Genomic DNA, 20,063 nt, shown 5'->3' with positions numbered 1-20,063 from the left:
ATAAAACCGCACCACTCTGCTAAGCGGGTTTGTTGATACTCAAAGCCAACTCAGCCAAAGCCAATGGGTTAGCGGCACTCGGAGCACTCGTGAGAGGGCATGCCGCAGTCGTGGTCTTTGGAAATGCCATCACATCACGGATCGAACTGGCTCCTGTCATCAACATCAACAAACGATCCAAACCAAAAGCTAAACCAGCATGCGGTGGAGCGCCGTATTGTAACGCTTCTAATAAGAAGCCAAATTTTTCTTGGGCCTCTTCATCGCTTATGCCTAACACCTTGAAGGCCGCTGCTTGCATATCCTGTTTATGAATACGAACACTACCGCCGCCAAGTTCACAACCATTGAGCACCATATCATAAGCGTTCGATAATACACCCGCTGGGCTTTGGGCCAGCTGTTCAGCACTCACGCCTACAACAGGCGCGGTAAACGGGTGATGAATCGCATGGAATTGACCGTCAACTTCTTCAAACATTGGGAAATCGACCACCCATAGCGGTTTCCATTGATCACTGACTAGACCTAAATCTTCGCCAACTTTAAGACGCAAAGCCCCCATCGCCTCGGAAACAATGGTTGCCTTATCAGCACCAAATAAGATTAAATCGCCATCTTGTGCCTTACAGCGCTCAACAATGGCCTTGGCAACATCTTCCGTTAAAAACTTAAGGATCGGTGATTGCAAACCCCCGATACCAGCAGCAAGATCATTAACCTTCATCCACGCTAAGCCTTTCGCGCCGTAGATCCCAACATACTTACCATAATCATCAATTTGCTTACGTGAGAGCGAAGCGCCTCCCGGGACTCGTAATACCGCTACTCGACCTTTTTCATCATTTGCGGGGCCAGAAAATACTTTAAACTCAACCTCTTGTAGTAAGTCAGCTACATCAACCAGTTGCATCGGATTACGTAAATCAGGTTTATCTGAGCCGTATAAACGCATCGCTTCGGCATAGGTCATCTTTGGAAACTTACCGAGATCGACACCTAACATCGCAATAAATAATTCACGGACCATTTGCTCCGTAACCGCCATAACTTCATCCGAAGTCATAAATGAAGTCTCGATATCAATCTGGGTGAATTCAGGTTGGCGGTCAGCACGTAAATCTTCATCACGGAAACATTTAACGATTTGATAATAACGATCCATGCCGGACATCATCAGTAATTGCTTAAAGATTTGCGGAGACTGAGGCAACGCAAAAAACTGTCCTTTATGAGTTCGACTGGGAACCAAGTAATCACGCGCACCTTCAGGCGTAGCTTTAGTCAAAATAGGGGTTTCAATGTCTAAGAAGCCATGCTCTTCCATGAAGCGACGCACAAAACCGGTGACTTTTGCACGGAACATCATCCGTTGAGTCATCTCTGGACGACGTAAATCCAAGTAACGATATTTAAGACGTTGTTCTTCTGAATTATCTTGATTACTATCCAGAGGTAATGGCGCAGAACGGTTTAATACTTCTAACTCCAAACCTAACAATTCTATTTCACCAGTTGTCATATCTGGATTAATTTGGCTATTAGGGCGAGCACGAACACGACCTTTTAAACGCACACAAAACTCATTCCGCAAGCTATTCGCTGTATCGAACACCGCAGCACGATCTGGATCAAAGACGACTTGTACAATGCCTTCTCGGTCGCGCAAATCAATAAAGATAACACCACCCAAATCACGACGACGGTTAACCCAACCGACTAAATTTATTTCTTGATCAACTAACTCTTTGGTGACTTGTCCACAGTAAACAGTGCGCATTTGGCCTTTCCCGTTTTACGTTTTAAAAATTCAGCGAGTATTCTACTCCAATAACAGCTACAAAATTAACTGTCACCGAGAGAAAAGGCGATAGTATAAAGGAAATCTGCCGTAAATAAGAATAGATAGACCGTAATAAATCTTTACTAAAAGCTATATTTGACAAAGACAAGCCACGATTAGCTGGTTACAATGCGCGCCAAGTGATGCTTTAAGCCATCTTTTCATTATTACTGGTACGAGAAGCCGCAATGCAAGGCAAAGATAAACTATTTTCACAACCCATAACCCAACTTGGAGAATTTCGCTTCGACGAACAAGTCGCTGAAGTTTTCCCTGATATGATCCAACGCTCGGTACCGGGTTACAGCAACATTATCTCAACCATAGGCCACCTCTGTGGTCAATTTCATCAAGCCAATAGCAATATCTATGATCTAGGCTGTTCGTTGGGGGCGGCTAGCCTGGCGATGCGGCGTGCCGTGACGCAAAAAAATGTAAATATTATCGCAGTAGACAACTCACCAGCAATGGTCGAACGCTGCCAGAAACACTTAGATGCATTTCGCGCCGAGACTTCGGTCAGTGTCATCTGTGAAGACATCAACGATGTTGAGATCAGCAACGCATCAATGGTAGTGCTTAACTTCACCCTGCAATTTATTGCGCCCGAGCAACGTTTAACGCTGCTCAAAAAAATTTATCAAGGTATGCTGAAAGGTGGTTTATTGGTACTGAGTGAAAAGTTTCTTTTTGCGGAGCCAGCAGTACAAGAACTAATTAGCGAATTACACATAGATTTTAAACGCGCAAATGGCTACAGCGAGTTAGAAATTAGCCAAAAGCGCAGTTCTTTAGACAATGTCTTAGTCCCTGATACCATTGCTCAACACAAACAACGCTTTAAAGACGCAGGCTTTAGTGCCAGTGAGTTGTGGTTCCAATGTTTTAACTTTGGTTCTTTAGTCGCGATTAAATAGGCGAGCGTCACCCGCCCGCTCCCTCTCATACTATTAATTGGCGAGCAAAGCCGCAATTTTTTCCGCAATAGGTTTAAGCGTGTCACTATCAACCACCGTTCGTGCGTGACTACGTGCCGCCGAGAGTGAGCCAGGAATAATATGAAAATGTAAATGCGGCACAGTCTGCCCTGCTGCCTCTCCATTAAACTGGACGAGGCTGATGCCTTCAGCCTGCATCACTTGCTTAACCGCCGAGGCTACTTTTTTAACTGTTTTGATGGTCGCAGCAGCGCCTTCATCTGAAAGCTCAAACAGTGTTTCTGCGGACTCTTTAGGTAATACTAATGTGTGTCCGTCGGCTTGTGGCATGATATCCATAAATGCCAAAGTATGTTGGTCTTCGTAGACTTTTAAACAATCCATTTCTCCGCGAATTATTTTCGCAAAAATATTATTATCGTCGTAACTCATCAACTCGATTCCTTAAAATTTTGGTCACATTATTACTGCTTGCTAGCAAGTGCATTATGACACAGCCACTAAGAGCAATACCAAATTCATCAGTGAACAATTCATTTCAACGAGTAAAAAATATTCGCACCACAGCTGGTTTGGCCTTTAACGCAAGGAAGAATGACAACAATTGACCATCAACGTTCTACAGACGCAAAGGGTCACATGATCAATAAAAAAACCGATGCATTGATCGGTTTTTCATCAGCATTCATACTCAATAAGCCACTATAAGCTTAGATTTTGAAAGCACTCACTTCTTTGTGCAACTTGTCGGCAATAGCATCCAACTCTGTCGCACGTTTAGAGCTTCCGGAAGCTTGTTCGGCTAACTCAAGGGAAGCATCTTGGATCCCTTGAGTATTTCGCCCAACTTCTTCAGTAACCGCCCGCTGCTCTTCGGCAGCACTAGAAATCTGGGTCGCCATATCACTAATATGAGTAATCGAGCTGGTGATATTTTCTAGCATTTCTGCAGCTTTGGTTGCTTCCTCAACACTAATTCTGACTAACTGCTGACTTTCGTCCATGGTTTGTACGGTGCTTTGGGTGTTACTTTGTAAACGCTCCAACATCGCTTTAATTTCTTCAGTAGAGCTTTGAGTTCGTTGAGATAGATGACGAACTTCATCAGCAACAACCGCAAATCCTCGACCTTGCTCACCGGCTCGCGCGGCTTCGATAGCAGCATTCAACGCAAGTAAGTTGGTTTGCTCGGCAATACCTTGGATCGTGGTTAAAATATCACTAATTTCTTTGGTGTTTCGTTCCAACTCTTGAACGGTATCTGCAGCACCATCCAACTGCCCAGCCAAACTATTGACTTGCTGCTGATTACGACCGATCAAAACTTTACCTTGTGCACAAGAATCGGCTGATTGTCGAGCCGCTTCGGCCGTTTGCTCCGCATTATTTGCCACTTCATTGGCCGTCGCAGCCATCTCGTTGACCGCAGTAGCCACTTGGGTCACCTCACCCTGCTGACGCTCAATTTGGGTATTCGACTCAGCGGTTGACTTACTGGTTAAGGCCGCTGCTCGTTGCAGATGATCAGCGTCCTCAGAAATCTCTATCATTAAGTCATGTAACTGCTCAATGAACCGATCAACGCCCTCGGCAAGTGCACCAATTTCATCACTGCGTTGTAAGTTAATACGCTTGGTTAAATCACCATCGCCAGAAGAAAGATCTTGGATAGCGTCCCCGAGGACTTGGATTGGCTTCAACATGACGGTAATTACCTTAAACATAACCAAAGCCACAAGGACAAATAAAACCACTGCAAATATGACCGAACTTTTCACCATATCGACAACTGGCGCCATCGCTTGCTGTTTATCATAAACAAATAATAAGTACCAATCGGTGCCACTAATTGTCGTCACACTAACAAAACTGTCTTTCCCATTAACCTGCAACTCGCTCATGTGCGCATTACGTGCTTCCTGAGCCAAAAAGTTCGCATTCATATCTGCAGAAAGTTCTGAGACATTCTTAAGAACCAAGTTTTTATCCGAATGAATAATGATTGAGCCTTGGGTATTCACAATGACCGGATAAACTTGTTTATTAGCTAAATTAAGCACTCGCTGAGTGACCACATCTAAACTCAAGTCGCCCGCATATACCCCCCCAGCGACTCTCTGAGCAACCGAGATCACCATCGTCCCCGAAGTGACATCAACATAAGGTTCAGAAATATATGATCCGTTACTCTGCGCACCTTTATACCAAGGTCTGGTACGAGGATCGTAACCCTCGGGTAAAGTGTCATTCGGGTCATTCATCGTCATTTCACCTTGCTCACTGCCAAAGTAAAAATATAGGAAATCACCACTTTGCTTCGCTTGAACCAAATAGGACAAAAACTCTTTAGAACTCGGTTTGACCGACATCGCTTTCGCAACCGCCAATTTAGAGTCAAACCATAAGCTCACTTGGTCACTGGCAGCCTGAGCCAACTGCTTGGCATCACTCGCAATATCGGCTCGAGTTTCCTCTGATAAATTTCTAGCCTGAAACCAAGCTTGAAAACCACTTAATACCGCTAGTAATATCAGCACCGTTAATATCAGGCGCTGCTTAATTGACAAATTACCCATTATTGTTTTTCCTTTTACGAACCTAGCAGTCTTATCTATAGAATGAACATATAAAGCCAACAACCAAGAGGCAAATTTATGTTAATGTTGGTCTTTACTTACGTTTACAAATTATCTCGATTTATGAATAACTTTAGCAGAAAACTACTTTTAACAGCCCTGATTTGCTGTATTTCTCCTGTTGGAGCGGCCGTAGAAATAAGTCACTTAGACTACGACTCGTTACTGACAAATGACTGCTCTCGTGCCGCCATAACAATCAGTAGTACTTACGAGTCGCAGTTACAACAATTGAGAAATGAAAATACCGAAACAAAAGCGTTAATCGATGACAGCACCTTGGTCAATCGTTTTCCCCAGCTAAGTATCGACGGACAAAGCAAAACCTATAACGATTTCTTATTACCAAATAAAAACATCAGCCAAAACAATACAAAATCACCGAATACCAGACTCAGTTATTTTTGGCAAACTAGCGATTTTGAATGGTTTACAGCCTATCGCTCCAATCAGAGTTCATTATCTCCTCGTCCTTACCTGGCTTTAATGCGAATTAATAAACAAACTTGGGCTAGTGCGAGCGCCTTGTTAAGTCATCCACAACAGCTCACAACCCTATTGATGGATGATTTTATTCAACAACGCAGTCCGCTCTTGTTATTTGTGTCCAGTGAACAAGCATTTAGGCAATCCGACTTGGCTCGGCTCAAAGCCCAGCACTTTAAAGTACATCAATTTGGACAACAGCTGATTGCGAGTAAGAATATCCCAGTGTGTGATAGCGGCTATATCGGAGATCAAAAATCAAATCGATTGGCTTGGATTAAAATAGACTTAGCGCAATAAACAAACAAAGATTGATAAAAACCATAAATCATCGACTTTTATAGGCTCAATTCTCGCCCAATTGAGCTAAAACTTGCTATAATTACCGACTAAATAATTAAGCAGTATCAAGCCTTTGTCCTCCATGATAGATTTTTCTGACTTCTACCAAATTATCGCTAAAAACCGCCTCAAGCATTGGTTATATACGCTCCCAGCCCAGTTAGGTGATTGGCAAAATGAACATGCCCACGGCGATTTTCCTCGCTGGCAGCGAGTACTCAATAAGCTCCCGAGATTAACCAGCTCTGATATTGATCTAACAAGCCAAGTCAGTATAGGTAAAGCAGAAGATATCCAACCGGGCGAACGAAAAAAAATTGAGAGTCTATTACGCCACTTTCATCCTTGGCGCAAAGGACCCTTCAATATCTACGGTATTCATATTGACACCGAATGGCGCTCCGACTGGAAATGGGAACGTCTGCGCAAGCACATATCCCCGCTTCAGCACCGCTATGTTCTCGATGTAGGCTGCGGCAGTGGCTACCACATGTGGCGAATGTTGGGGGATGGCGCTGAATTTGTCGTTGGGATCGACCCTTCGACTTTATTTTTGATGCAATTTGAAGCCATTCGTAATTTTGCCAACCGCGATCAACGCATTCACCTGCTGCCATTGGGGATCCAAGAGCTACCTAAATTAAAGGCCTTCGATACTGTATTCTCGATGGGAGTACTCTACCACCGCCGTTCGCCAATGGATCATCTAATCCAGCTGAAAGAACAACTCCAACCTGGAGGAGAGTTAGTTCTTGAAACCTTGGTGATCGATGGTGATGAACAACAAGTGCTAGTTCCCGCCGGTCGTTATGGCAAGATGCCGAATGTTTGGTTTTTACCGAGTACTGCTGCATTAAAACTTTGGTTGGAAAAAGTCGGCTTTGTCGACGTGCGTATTGTCGATATCGACATCACCTCCACCGATGAGCAACGCAGCACACCTTGGATGACTCATGAGTCTTTAAACGACTACCTAGATCCAAGCGACAAAACGAGAACAGTGGAAGGCTTACCAGCCCCCAAACGTGCTGTTTTAATTGCCATTAATCCAGACTAATAACTGCTGTTAGACTATGCTAAAAGCAATAATTAGACTGTCATTTTTACTTTATTCGACGGATTCAAACTATGAAAAAGCTTTCCGTAATTTCATTTTCACTCGCTCTCACCGCTTGTGCGATTCAGCAACCGAACCAACAAGCTGAACAACTAACACAACAGTTAAGCCAGCTCAGTCAGCAACAAACCACGATATTAAGTCAATGTGAAGCCATCAATGGTCAATTGTTGAAGCAAGAGCAACATTTTAAACAACTCGAACAAAAAGTTTCCGAGATCACCCCCGCTCCAGTAATTATCAGCGAACCCCAAACAAAACCAAGTTGCAGCAATATCAGTCGCTACCAACTGGGTAATAAAACTGTAATCGGTGAAACAGAATGGGTCAGCCTCGAGCATCAAAAAATGGCCTTTCAAGCGCGGATCGACACTGGCGCAGCAACCTCCTCTCTCAATGCTGTCGATATCGTAAAATTTGAACGTGATGGCAAGAACTGGGTTCGTTTCAACCTTCGCCATGACACAATTAAACAAGATATCATGATTGAGCGTCCAGTAATTAGAACTGCAGAAGTGATTCAATCGTCCAGCAATAGTGCTGAGAAACGCCCCGTTGTATCGATGTTAGTCAAACTGGGGCCAATTTCCGAAAAAGTGCAGTTTACCCTAAGCGATCGCTCTCATCTAAGTTATCCGGTATTACTTGGACGAAGCTTCTTGAAAGACATTTCTGTCGTTGATATCAGTCACAAGTTTAGCCAGCCAAAGCCGACTTTTAAGGATTAACTTACATGAGTTCTCGTCATATTTTTTACCTCATCGTCACTCTGTGTATGCTGCTAGGGATCAGCATGACCTTCTATCGACATATCAGCTTTGAAGTACCTTGGTTTCCAGGAGAAAAACGCCAAATATGGTCAATTGAAGCAAAGGTTGAGTTTGATGCTAAAGGCGATAGCGTTGAAGCCGTACTAGCCCTACCTCAAACTCAGCAAGGTTACACTCGGATCCATGAATCAACGGCTTCATTAGCTTACGGCTTGTCTTTTGTGAATGAGCAAAACAACCCTCGCGCGATCTGGACCAAGCGACAAGCCAACGGTCATCAAGAAATGTATTACAAAGTAGACTTCTTAGTGGATCCAAAGGCTGGTGATACCTACCAAAGTCAAATGCCCGAGACTCTATTTACCGAGTATCCCGAACCCTACTTTACCGCGGCTAACCATTTAGCAAAGCAGGCAAAAGAAGTCTCTGCAGATGCTTATAGCTTTGCGCGAGAACTCATCAAAGCGCTGACTATCGACGCAGCCAGTAGCAACCAAAATACTGGCCTCATCTTAGATTACAAACCCAAAAATCGCCTAATTGTAGATTTGTTAAATAATGCCGATGTCCCAGCACGAATTGTAAGGGGCTTGCATCTCGAAGATGGCCGACGCAGGCAAACAATTACCGAATACATCCAGGTATTTAAAGACGAAAATAATTGGCAAATATTCGACTTAAACACTGGGACCCAAGGTCGTCCCGAGAATACTTTATTGTGGGAGTATAACGGTAACAGCTTACTAGAAGTCATCGGAGCGCAAAATTCGCGGGTCAGCTTTTCGATGTTGCTGGTGGAACAAAGCGCTCAATCTGCAGTTGCACCGAAAATTAGCGAGGCTGATTTCCTTAATTTCTCTATCGACAGCTTACCCTTGGAAGAACAAGCCCTATTTAAGGGGATTTTATTAATCCCAATTGGGGTGCTGATTGTGGTATTGCTTCGAGTTTTAGTCGGTTTAAAGACCTCGGGTACTTTTATGCCCGTACTGATTGCAATGGCCTTTATGCAAACCTCATTAATCACCGGTTTAATCGGCTTTTTATTGGTAGTTGGGACTGGTTTAATCATCCGCGGGTATTTATCTCACCTTAACCTACTGCTGGTCTCGCGAATATCGGCGGTCATTATTACCGTGATTGGTATTATTTCAATATTTAGTGTGATTAGTTTTAAAGTTGGATTGACCGAAGGTTTAAAAATCACCTTCTTCCCAATGATTATTTTATCTTGGACGATTGAACGGATGTCGGTGTTATGGGAAGAAGAAGGTCCTAAAGAAGTTGTACTACAAGGCGGTGGGAGCTTATTAGTTGCGGTACTCGCGTTCCTAGCAATGAACAACGAATATGTACGCCACTTAACCTTTAACTTCATGGGTATTCAATTTATCGTTCTTGGCATTATCCTCATTTTAGGAAATTACACCGGATATCGCTTATTGGAATTACGTCGCTTCAAACCATTGGCTGATAGGGAGGACTGATGTTTAATCAATTTTGCAGTCCATTTGCCCTTGCTCGTAAAGGTATTATGGGCATGAACCAGCGAAATACCGGATATATTAGCCGTTATAATCCACGTAAACTTTTTCCGCTGGTGGACAACAAACTTAAGACCAAAATTATCGCTCAGCGGGATAACGTCACCATCCCTGCTCTGATTGGTGTAGTACGTACCCAACATGATATTCGCTCCATTATTCCGATGTTACGCAAACACTCAGGATTTGTCATCAAGCCTGCTAAAGGCTCTGGTGGCAAAGGTATTTTGGTGATCACCAAACAAAAATCTGGGGTGTTTTATAAGCCCAGTGGAGCTCCTAGCCATGATGAAGATATAAAACGACACTGCTCAAACATCCTGGCAGGCTTATTTTCCTTAGGAGGTAGCCCAGATGTAGCGGTAATTGAAGCCTTAATCGAGTTTGATTCCTGTTTTGAAGGCTTTAGTTTTGAAGGCGTCCCCGATGTACGAGTCATCGTTTTTCAGGGCTACCCTGTGATGGCGATGATGCGCCTATCAACTGCCGCTTCCGATGGCAAAGCCAACTTACACCAAGGTGCCGTAGGCGTCGGTATCGATATAGGCAGCGGTCGCGCCTTGCACGCAGTACAGTTTGATCGCCCAGTCGAAGTCCACCCCGATACCGATCGGCCCTTAAAAGAGCTGATAGTTCCTCATTGGCAACGCTTGCTAGAACTGGCATCCAGCTGCTACGAAATGTCTGGAATGGGTTACTTGGGAACGGATATGGTTCTAGATAAGTCTGATGGACCGATGTTGCTCGAGCTGAATGCTCGCCCAGGCTTAGCCATCCAAATCGCCAACGGTGAAGGCATTTTACCTCGTTTGAAGCTGGTTGAAGAACAAGCCAAACAAGGTCTCAAACGTTCCGCCATAGAACGTGTTGAATTTAGTAAACAGCATTTCTCGCGCTAAGTTTATTTAATACCTGTACTTAAAAAAAGCACCAAACAAGGTGCTTTTTTATCACAGTAGCAATCAACAGCTGTTTCCAGTCTGCTTAACTATCTTCGTTATGGATTTCTAAGCTAACGACATCTTCTTCTGCTTGTAACGCTTTAGAGTCGTTATTTCGTAGCTGATCGAGGTAATTCAAATAGTCTTGGTCAATATCATTGGTGACGTACTTACCATTAAATACCGAGGTCTCAAAATTATGAATTTCAGGATTACTTTGTCGACAGGCTTCAATTAAGTCATCGAGATCTTGGAAGATGAGCCCATCAGCCCCTATTAGCTGACAAATTTCATCAACTTCACGTCCATGGGCCACCAACTCATTAGCCGAAGGCATATCAATCCCATATACGTTAGGGAAGCGGATCTCTGGTGAGGCTGATGCAAAATACACCTTATTCGCGCCAGCTTCTCGGGCCATTTCGATAATTTGCTCCGAGGTTGTACCACGCACGATCGAGTCATCAACCAACAATACGTTTTTACCTTTAAATTCCACGTCAATTGCGTTGAGCTTGCGACGTACCGATTTACGACGCTGAACTTGGCCTGGCATAATAAAAGTACGACCAATATAGCGGTTTTTTACAAAACCTTGACGATAAGGGAGATTTAAATGCATCGCAATCTGCAAGGCGGTATCACAAGAAGTTTCAGGGATTGGGATCACCACATCGATATCCAAATCGTCCCACTCTCTGCTAATTTTTTCTCCCAACTTAGTTCCCATGTTCACTCGAGCACCATAAACTGAGATTTTATCAATCGTCGAATCTGGTCGCGCAAAATAGACATATTCAAAAATACAAGGATTGTAGCTAGGGTTCTCTGCACATTGCTGAGTATAGAGTTGACCCGCTTCGGTTACATACAGCGCTTCACCAGGAGCGACACTACGGACAAACTCAAAACCCACGGCATCTAGAGCAACACTCTCAGATGCAACCATATATTCCATCTTATTTGCATCAACATCACTAACTTTTTGACCCAAGACCAAAGGGCGGATCCCATGAGGATCACGAAAAGCGACCATACCCTGACCGATAATTAAGGCCGCAACCGCATATGCACCACGGACTTTCTTGTGTACTGCACTAATGGCTCGAAAAACTTGTTTTTCACAAAGTTCGTCTTGAACGATGTTGTCTAACTCATGGGCCAACACATTTAACAATACTTCAGAATCCGAAGTCGTATTAATATGGCGACGCGCACTTTGTGCCATTTCTTCTCGTAACTCTTTGGCGTTGGTTAAATTACCATTATGCGCTAAGGCTAAGCCAAAAGGAGAGTTCACATAAAATGGCTGAGCTTCTGCAGCACTAGAACTACCCGCAGTTGGATAACGCACGTGACCAATACCCAAATTACCGCGTAAACGCTGCATATGTTTGACTTCAAACACATCTCTGACCAATCCGTTGGCTTTACGTTGCTTAAACATTCCTTCGGTAATCGTCACAATCCCCGCGGCGTCTTGACCTCGATGTTGTAACACGGTTAGTGCATCGTAAATGGCTTGGTTAACGGGACTAGCACCGACAATACCGACAATACCACACATGAAGCTTTTCCTTATTAAGATTGGTAGTTATGCAAAAAACTAGAAGAATCTTTTAAAAATTCAAAAAACCATTGAACAATCACGGTGAACTCAGGGATCAATATTGAGCCCTTCCACCAAAGTGATTCTGGAAATCCGGTAAACGACAACACAAAGAGCAAAGCGCTTACCACCAAAACACCGCGAATTGCACCAAAACAAATACCCAAGACCCTATCGGTCCCAGTTAGTCCGGTGGAAGTGACGAGATGACTGAATAAGTAATTCACTAATGCGCCAAGCACTAAGGTGGCCACGAATAGCAAAACAATGGCTAAACCACTGCGATAATAGGGGTTTTCGATAAGCGTGAAATAACTAGATAAATCATGATAAAACTGACTGGCGATAAAAAACGCAGCGACCCAAGAAACTAAGGAAAGCGCTTCCTTGATAAAGCCACGAACCAAGCTGATTAATGCTGATAATACTATTACGCCAAGAATGACGTAGTCTACCCAAGTCATAAATTTTCTACTTGTTGAAAAACGCTGCGAATTCTACCAGAAACAAAAACAAATGCGTCTATGTATTTTTTTATCTTCATTTAAATAAAGGGTCAAACTGGCGAATTGAACCACTCAAGCCCGTCAGCTCTTTCAATTTTTTTTGTTGCTGCGCCAAGGTCGGTTTCGACACGTTGGGTCCAACAAATACCCGATTCAACTCCCCTTCAACCGCTGGCTCCGGGAAAGAATGAGCCTGAAAACCTGCATCGCGTAACTTAGTCACTAAACGCAGCACGTTTTGGGCATTCTTAAAAGTACCTAGCTGAACAATATAGGCTGGTTTTTCAAATTTAACCTTAGGGACAACTTCACTAACAGAAGGTTTATCTGTGACTTGTTGTTCCCTAGATTTAGCCTCTATCTGGTCAGACGATTCGACTAAGGTTTGCTCATTCTCGAGTTCAATAAGCAACGGCGGCAAAGAGTTTACGGTCGGCGCAAAGGGGATCGCATTAAACTCTTCCTCTACCCTCGTTTTTTTCCCATCAAGAATATCAGGAATTATGATCACCCCCAAAGCTACCAAAATAATGGTGCCCACGAGGCGATTCTTAAACTGTGCAGTCAAAATAGACTCTCTGCTAAGTAGGGGCTGAAGAGAATTCTAATACCTCTGCAACCGTAAAAAAAGAACCAAATACAATTAACATTGAGTGTTCATCCAAACTGCGCCGAGCAGACTGGTAAGCTTCGGTCAGCGATGTAAAGCGCTGCTGCTTAATTGGAGGCGCTAAGCATGCTGCCAAACTCGTACCATCATCGCCTCGAGCACCTTCCAGACCACTGATATACCAGCATTCAACCAAACTTAACAAAGGTGCTACCGATGCAGCAATATCCTTATCAGAAAGCATCGCGCATAAAGCGAACACCTTACGACCCTGCGCCAATTTAGGTAACTGTGATGCTAAATAAGTGGCCGACTGGGGATTATGGGCGACATCTGCAACAATCAGAGGCTGTTGCGAAATCGTTTGTAAACGCCCCGCTAAACGCCACTCACTAATCGCCTGCTGAATAAGCAAGGGGTCGATATTTAAGCCCAGCTGTTCAAGAACTGCCAACACCGTCGCCGCATTGCTTAAAGGTAGCAATGGATAAGGTAGCTCCTGATAACAAAGTGTCTCTCCTTGATAACTCCAACTATTAGCGGACTTCACGACATGATATTCTCGACCCGCAGCCAACTGCTGGCAGTTGAGCGATTCAGAACATTGCAATACACTACTGACGATATCTTCATCACCGATCACCACCTTCCCTTTTGGGCGGAAGATCCCAGCCTTTTCTCGACCAATTTGGGCTAAATCATCACCTAGCCAATCAATATGATCCATTGCCACTGTGGTTACAACACTCACATCGGGCTCAACAATATTCGTCGCATCTAAACGCCCTCCCAATCCAACCTCTAGGATCAAATAATCGAGTTGAGACTGAGCCAATAACCACACTGCGGCCAAGGTACCAAATTCAAAATAACTTAAACTAGTATCACCTCGTAACTGCTCAATGGCAGCGAAGGAGCGACAAAATACTTCGGCCTCGGGTGAGTTGCCATTAATTCGAACCCGTTCTCGATAATCAATAATATGTGGAGAACTATAAACCCCAACTCGAAAACCCTGAGACAACAATATTTGTTCTAACAACGCACAACTGGAGCCTTTCCCATTCGTCCCCGCAACTGTGATAACCGTCGCATTGACGTGACACAAACCACCCTGTTTAGCGACTTTTTCAACTCGCTCCAAGCCCAAGTCAATGGCACTATGGTGCTGATTTTCCAAATAACAAAGCCAGTCTGCAAGAGACCGGCTTGATGGTTCAGTTGTAACTGGCATATTAATCTTTTTCGTTGGCCGGTTCGGCAAACACGGCGTCTTCATTGGCTTCGATGGTGTCGATGACCACTTCAACAGCCACCTCATTTTCTACGATCCCCATCATTTTAGAAGCCATGCTCGCGATTCGGTCCCGCATATTCCGCCGATCAATAATAATATCGATGGCTCCTTTCTCGAGCAGGAACTCACTGCGTTGGAAACCTTCGGGTAATTTTTCTCGAACAGTTTGTTCAATCACTCGAGGCCCAGCAAAGCCAATTAAGGCTTTAGGCTCAGCAATGTTAATATCACCTAACATCGCAAAACTTGCTGAGACGCCGCCCATGGTAGGGTCGGTGAGCACCGAAAAATAAGGTAAACCTTGTTCTCTCATTTTTGCTAAGGCAGCTGCAGTTTTTGCCATTTGCATCAGCGAAAACAACGCTTCTTGCATCCTAGCGCCACCGCTTGCTGAAAAGCAAATTAAAGCGCGGTTTTCCGCTAAACATTTATCTACCGCGGCAACAAAGCGAGCGCCCACCACAGAACCCATAGAACCGCCCATAAATGCAAATTCAAATGCACAGGCCACGACCGGTAAACCTTTTAGTTCACCCTTGATAACCACCAAAGCATCTGTTTCATCAGTATTACGCTGTGCGGCAACTAAGCGGTCTTTATACTTTTTGCTATCTCTAAACTTTAATTTATCACGCGGCTCTAAATCAGCCGCTAATTCTTCGCGACCATCTTTATCTAAGAATGCGTCTAGACGCTCACGCGCCCCAATCCGCATGTGATGATCACATTTAGGGCATACATTATGGTTACGTTCAACCTCTGCACGGTACAAAGTTTGCTCACATGAAGCACACTTTGTCCATACACCTTCTGGTATGTTACGTCGCTTACCAGAAGCACTTTTACTCTTAGGAAGAATTTTCTCTAACCAACTCATCGGGAACCTTACTTCTCAATAGGCGCTAAACGCCGAAAATACAGAATGCATCGAATGGCCGCAATTAAACCACAATTAGCCACAATGTTTTACTTAAAACTGGTCTAACCCTTCATCACGTTACATTTTTTTTAACTTGCTGGCAAAAACAACGGCCCCATTGCTTGTTCCGGTAAATTAAATTGCTGCGGATAATCAACCTTTACCAGGTATAGGCCCGCAGCTTTCGCGGTTGCAGCAGCTTGTGCTCGATCCTTCAGGGCCAACAATTCAGCGATCCATTCAATGGGACGTTCTTTTTGCCCGACTTTGAGTAAGCTACCCACGATATTGCGCACCATATGATGCACAAAGGCATTCGCTTTAATGTCTACGACAACATAATCGTTATACCGGGTCACCTTCAAGTGCTCCAAGCGACGACAGGGGCTACGACTTTGACATTGTAGCGCACGAAATGAAGTAAAGTCTTGCTCACCCAATAATGCTTGTCCAGCCTGCTCCATTAATTCTACATCTAAAGGATGATGGTAGAAACTCAACCCTTGGGACAACACCGCAGGGCGATAACGACTATTATAAATAACATACCGATAACGCCTAGCCGTTGCGCTAAAGCGAGCATGAAATTCATCACTCACAGGCTGGGCCCAACGTACCGCAATATTTTTAGGTAAATTGGCATTAACACCTAGGGTCCATGCAGCCATCTTTCGCTCAACAGGCGAATCAAAGTGAACCACCTGCCCCGTGGCATGCACGCCAGCATCGGTACGTCCTGCACACTGTACTCCAATACTCGTATTTGCCACGACCGATAAGCTGGCTTCCAATTCTTGTTGAATTGATTTTACTTCTCGTTGGCGCTGCCAACCAAAATAACCGGCACCATCATATTCGATGCCCAGAGCAATGCGCATAATTTTCCACTAGTAATAACTTTAGCCGCATATAATAAAAAAATGACTGAATAAAGTCACCGCTTATTCAACGTTAAGGGGGATAGCGACAATATGCTGTAAATATCGAGCCGGACGGGTCGGAACAGAATTGAACCAACAATGGTATAAAACCATTGTTGGTCTTAATGCTAACTAAAACGAGCGAGTAAGTCTTCGGCTTCCTTTTTCAGTGACTGATCATCACTGACCATGACTTCCTGTAAAATCTTTTTCGCACCATCTTGATCATCAATTTCTAAATAGGCTCTCGCCAAATCTAACTTCGAAGCAAGTTCTGCATTAATATCAACATCAGTCTTATCATCCTGCGGTAAGACGTCTGGGAAAGAGTCTAATTCCAGATCTAAACTTGGCTTATCGTAGGGATCATTATCATCACCCTCCTGCTCATCGGCATCATTTAGCAACATGTCGATATCCACAAACTCGCGTGCTTCGATTTCGCTACGGGAGGGAAGCTCACTATCCGTTGGTTCCGCATCTTGCTTAAAGATATCTTCACCAAAATCAGCAAACATCCCATCGATATCGTCATCAGCATCCATAGCCTGCTCAGCTGAAACCTCTGGCTCCGCAGCAATGTCAACGACGTTGTTCTCAAGCTCTAAGTTAGCTAAATCGACGTCTAATGGCGCTTCTGGTTGGCTTGCTTCAGCAAACTGGTTACTATCGCTCTCATCTTCGATAGTCGGATCTGCTAATTCTATATCTGCCAAGTCGACTTGATCATCATCTAAATCAAAGTCGACCAACTCAGATTCCAGCTCTGTAGCGAGCGGCGTTTCAGTTTCAGTTTCAGTTTCAAACTCATCTTCCGATCCAACTTCAGCTTCCGGAGACTCTTCCTGAATTTCAGGCGCTGCAGTACTCGCCTGCTCGGTTAGCTCGTCATTAACCAAGTCTTCTGATAAATCAATATTATCGAGGTCTATTTTATCTTGATCGCTAACCTCTGAAAGTTCCGCCTCCATTGCTTGCTGCTGCTTTAACGCATCTTCAAAAGATATCTCTTCAGATTCATCGAGTGGTTCGCTTTTGGCAACATCAAATAGATCTTCATCATCGTCCAAAGCTAAAGCCGCGGCTAAATCATCGGCACTAATGATCGAATCGGAGTCCTCCTCTGGCTCTGATGTATTTAGCGGGGCATCAGTATCATCAGGCACCAAATCATCCATCTCAAAATCATCTAAAGCTGACATTTCGCTTTCATCAAGCGCTATCTCATCTTCTAAATTCTGCTGAGTGGATGCAAAATCTTCAAAACTAGCTTCCTCTGTTTCTGGCTCTAAATCATCCGAGTCTTCGTCGGCGACCAATGCTGCGTCTTCAACACTTAAATCGGGTTCTTCAGCAAAGTCACTCGCAAATTCATCTGAGGATTCATCTTCAGGATCTAGATTTTCACTAAATAACTTAGAAAATTCATCTTCTTCATCCATTAACGAAATCGTCGACTCAGCCATTTCTTTATCTTGCTCTTCCAACTCTCGTTTAGCCTTACGCCGAAGCACTAAGGTGATCACTAAAGCAATGAGCAAAATAGGAATAAAGACAACTAAGCCAATATTCAGCGGCGAGGAGAAAAACTCAGACATCCAGGAGGTTTCCGGTTGGTTCTCGAGAACATCAACTTTGGGCTTTTCTAATAATTGTAATATTTGCGTCTGATTCTTACGGTTTTCATTTAATTCTTCACGGATACCAGCCAATTCATCGCTTAACTCTTGGATGCGCATCTTCATCCGATGATTGACTTCAGCCAAACCCATCATTTGTTGGCTAGACTCATCCATTTGCTGTTTTAATACATCAAATTCTTGACGTTTCAGTTGTTCTAACTCGTCGATACGAGTTTCTAACTTGTCACGCAAGGAATCTAAATTGTGCTCTGTTTGCTCTAAAGCCGCTGCATTAACCTTTACTGACTCGGCCATTACTGGTTTTTCAACCGCTGAACTAGCTGTAGGATTGGTAACAACAGTCTTTTTGACAGGTTTCGGTTTAGGTTTTGGCGCTAATGCATTCACCGCCATTTGATGGTTAACAGACTCCACCTCTGCCGCAACAGGCAAGGTTAAGAAGCTACCATTAATAATCGAATCTATATTACCGTTATTGAAGGCTTGTGGGTTTTTTTTCAAGATTGCGTACATCATCTGATATACGCTGACTGAGCGGGAGGGCCGATTTAGGCTGGCAATCGCCCATAAGGTATCGTTGCTGCGTACTGGGCCATAAATTTGCGGCTCAGGCTCTCCAACGACTTCGTCGGGGCCAACTAACTCGACATAAAAGGTTCCATTGTCTTCGGCAATGGCAGGTCTTAATACCATCAGTGATAAAACGGCTGACAATGCAACGAGGGAAATCTTCCGCCCCATAGTATTTCCTTGTGTTCATCCTTTAGACTGAATAACTCAATCCTTGTTATCTCTTTAATATAACCAGCTAACAAAAGCTGATCTAGCTAAACAGCTAACAGTTTACGCCTAGATCCCATTTTACTGCGCTTTTCCTCAACTAGAGTTATCGGCGCAGTGTCAATAATCTAAACCGCTTACTCAATTAAATATATTGTTTTATCAAGGTTTCGCCGATCTGCGCAGCATTCTTCACCACCCCCGCTAATGGATTATTAGCCATCAAGCAAAGATTCAAGCCACGTTCATCACTCAAATTCTGCCTTAAACGGCTAATCGAGATGGTATCGCTATTCGCAATATTGCTAACGGGGGTCACCAATTCGTTTTCTATCAATTCAAAAGCGGAGTGTTGCTCCAAGTATTCACAAATAGTCAGCCTATCTAAAGCATAAGTCGCATGTAGATGCACAGACAAGCTATCACCATAAAATACTGGAACATGCATAGCACTAACATTGATACTTAATTCAGGGGCTTGCAACAGATAGCGACATTGCAAACTTAACTCAGCTTCAAACTCACTGCTCCCCTGTAGCAGCTCATTTCCCTGTTCAGGTAGCATATTAAAGGCTAATTGCTGAGGGAAAAGCTTGGCTTCTACAGGAAGACCATTTAACAAACGCGCTGTTTGTCCCGCTAACTCATCAACCCCCGCTTTGCCTTTGTTGGCCGCACTAAGCAGCGCGTTCACTTCGACCCGCTCAAGCTCGACATCTTGCTGAATGATATGCAACAACAAAGACAGCTGTCCGGCCAAACTAGAAGGACAAGACAACCAACGCTCGGTGACCCCCTCAGCAATATGTTCGGGGTTAAGGTCTGCATGAACCCAAGTCGCAGTCTCAGGTTTCGCGTCAACCATATCAATCACGATACAACCCAGCTGACAGGCTTGTTCAGCCAGATCGAGAGCGGATTCCTGATTAGACATTAACCAAGCAATACTCAATTCTGACCAATTCACTAATTGCGGATCAGCCGCATCTATTGACTGCCCTTGCCACTTTAACTGGCGATCTTCTTCGACCTCAGCTTCTACATTGATGGGAAAAAGCTGCGCCAGAGGAAACTCACGTTGTTCAAGCTCACTCAACAAATGTTGGCTTAACTCACTTTCGGCGCCAATAATGGCGACATTATGAAACTGTTGCATCTATTT

17 protein-coding genes are annotated in these 20,063 nt (G+C 44.0%); 6 read left to right on the top strand and 11 right to left on the bottom strand.

Annotated elements, in window-relative coordinates:
• Positions 1-19: 19 nt before the first annotated feature.
• A complete protein-coding gene (gene aspS / locus ACRRS1_RS09310) occupies positions 20-1,780 on the bottom strand; it encodes an aspartate--tRNA ligase (protein WP_432459203.1) in 1,761 nt (586 codons plus the stop codon).
• Between the two features lie 251 nt (positions 1,781-2,031).
• Here aspS and cmoA point away from each other — a divergent pair, with 251 nt between their 5' ends.
• Positions 2,032-2,760, top strand: coding sequence for a carboxy-S-adenosyl-L-methionine synthase CmoA (gene cmoA / locus ACRRS1_RS09305; protein ID WP_432453449.1), 729 nt, complete (start codon positions 2,032-2,034; stop codon positions 2,758-2,760).
• A 33-nt stretch (positions 2,761-2,793) separates the two neighbouring features.
• Here the strand turns inward: cmoA and ACRRS1_RS09300 are convergent, their stop codons facing one another.
• Both ACRRS1_RS09300 and ACRRS1_RS09295 read right to left on the bottom strand, forming a co-directional pair.
• Positions 2,794-3,213: an HIT family protein gene (locus ACRRS1_RS09300; protein ID WP_432453450.1), complete on the bottom strand. Its 420-nt coding sequence runs from the start codon at positions 3,211-3,213 to the stop codon at positions 2,794-2,796.
• 278 nt (positions 3,214-3,491) lie between these two features.
• On the bottom strand, positions 3,492-5,357 hold the full coding sequence (locus tag ACRRS1_RS09295) for a methyl-accepting chemotaxis protein (protein ID WP_432453451.1): 1,866 nt from the start codon (positions 5,355-5,357) through the stop codon (positions 3,492-3,494).
• 78 nt (positions 5,358-5,435) lie between these two features.
• Between ACRRS1_RS09295 and ACRRS1_RS09290 the strand changes: the two genes are divergently transcribed.
• From ACRRS1_RS09290 to ACRRS1_RS09270, 5 genes are all read left to right on the top strand, one after another.
• The gene (locus ACRRS1_RS09290; protein ID WP_432467927.1) at positions 5,436-6,203 is read left to right on the top strand and encodes a hypothetical protein; all 768 of its coding nucleotides are present in this window, start codon (positions 5,436-5,438) and stop codon (positions 6,201-6,203) included.
• 124 nt (positions 6,204-6,327) lie between these two features.
• Positions 6,328-7,302 carry a tRNA 5-methoxyuridine(34)/uridine 5-oxyacetic acid(34) synthase CmoB gene (gene cmoB, locus ACRRS1_RS09285; protein WP_432467928.1) on the top strand — a complete coding sequence of 325 codons (975 nt, stop codon included), beginning with the start codon at positions 6,328-6,330 and terminating at the stop codon, positions 7,300-7,302.
• Between the two features lie 71 nt (positions 7,303-7,373).
• Positions 7,374-8,090, top strand: a complete 717-nt coding sequence (locus ACRRS1_RS09280) for an ATP-dependent zinc protease family protein (RefSeq protein WP_432453454.1) — start codon at positions 7,374-7,376, stop codon at positions 8,088-8,090.
• 5 nt (positions 8,091-8,095) lie between these two features.
• On the top strand, positions 8,096-9,619 hold the full coding sequence (locus tag ACRRS1_RS09275) for an inactive transglutaminase family protein (protein ID WP_432453455.1): 1,524 nt from the start codon (positions 8,096-8,098) through the stop codon (positions 9,617-9,619).
• The gene (locus tag ACRRS1_RS09270; protein ID WP_432453456.1) at positions 9,619-10,575 is read left to right on the top strand and encodes an alpha-L-glutamate ligase-like protein; all 957 of its coding nucleotides are present in this window, start codon (positions 9,619-9,621) and stop codon (positions 10,573-10,575) included. Before ACRRS1_RS09275 ends, ACRRS1_RS09270 begins: the two co-directional genes overlap by 1 nt.
• A gap of 85 nt (positions 10,576-10,660) precedes the next feature.
• Here ACRRS1_RS09270 and purF read toward each other — a convergent pair whose 3' ends face one another.
• From purF to ACRRS1_RS09230, 8 genes are all read right to left on the bottom strand, one after another.
• The gene (gene purF / locus ACRRS1_RS09265) at positions 10,661-12,184 is read right to left on the bottom strand and encodes an amidophosphoribosyltransferase (RefSeq protein ID WP_432453457.1); all 1,524 of its coding nucleotides are present in this window, start codon (positions 12,182-12,184) and stop codon (positions 10,661-10,663) included.
• Between the two features lie 14 nt (positions 12,185-12,198).
• On the bottom strand, positions 12,199-12,690 hold the full coding sequence (locus ACRRS1_RS09260; protein WP_432453458.1) for a CvpA family protein: 492 nt from the start codon (positions 12,688-12,690) through the stop codon (positions 12,199-12,201).
• Between the two features lie 76 nt (positions 12,691-12,766).
• Complete coding sequence (locus ACRRS1_RS09255; RefSeq protein WP_432453459.1) at positions 12,767-13,300, bottom strand: SPOR domain-containing protein; 534 nt, start codon at positions 13,298-13,300, stop codon at positions 12,767-12,769.
• A gap of 13 nt (positions 13,301-13,313) precedes the next feature.
• Positions 13,314-14,576 carry a bifunctional tetrahydrofolate synthase/dihydrofolate synthase gene (folC, locus tag ACRRS1_RS09250; protein WP_432453460.1) on the bottom strand — a complete coding sequence of 421 codons (1,263 nt, stop codon included), beginning with the start codon at positions 14,574-14,576 and terminating at the stop codon, positions 13,314-13,316.
• Between the two features lies 1 nt (position 14,577).
• Positions 14,578-15,516 (bottom strand): acetyl-CoA carboxylase, carboxyltransferase subunit beta, encoded by a 939-nt coding sequence (gene accD / locus ACRRS1_RS09245; RefSeq protein ID WP_432459198.1) that lies wholly within the window; start codon positions 15,514-15,516, stop codon positions 14,578-14,580.
• A 131-nt stretch (positions 15,517-15,647) separates the two neighbouring features.
• Positions 15,648-16,436, bottom strand: coding sequence for a tRNA pseudouridine(38-40) synthase TruA (gene truA / locus ACRRS1_RS09240; RefSeq protein WP_432453462.1), 789 nt, complete (start codon positions 16,434-16,436; stop codon positions 15,648-15,650).
• A gap of 170 nt (positions 16,437-16,606) precedes the next feature.
• On the bottom strand, positions 16,607-18,862 hold the full coding sequence (locus ACRRS1_RS09235) for a FimV/HubP family polar landmark protein (RefSeq protein WP_432459197.1): 2,256 nt from the start codon (positions 18,860-18,862) through the stop codon (positions 16,607-16,609).
• Between the two features lie 184 nt (positions 18,863-19,046).
• On the bottom strand, positions 19,047-20,057 hold the full coding sequence (locus ACRRS1_RS09230) for an Asd/ArgC dimerization domain-containing protein (RefSeq protein WP_432467929.1): 1,011 nt from the start codon (positions 20,055-20,057) through the stop codon (positions 19,047-19,049).
• Positions 20,058-20,063 lie beyond the last annotated feature (6 nt).

This window comes from Agarivorans sp. Z349TD_8, assembly GCF_050870825.2.
In the GTDB taxonomy this organism is placed as follows: domain Bacteria; phylum Pseudomonadota; class Gammaproteobacteria; order Enterobacterales; family Celerinatantimonadaceae; genus Agarivorans.
The sequence above is the reverse complement of the archived record's forward strand: the minus strand, read 5'-3'. Positions and strand labels throughout refer to the sequence as shown.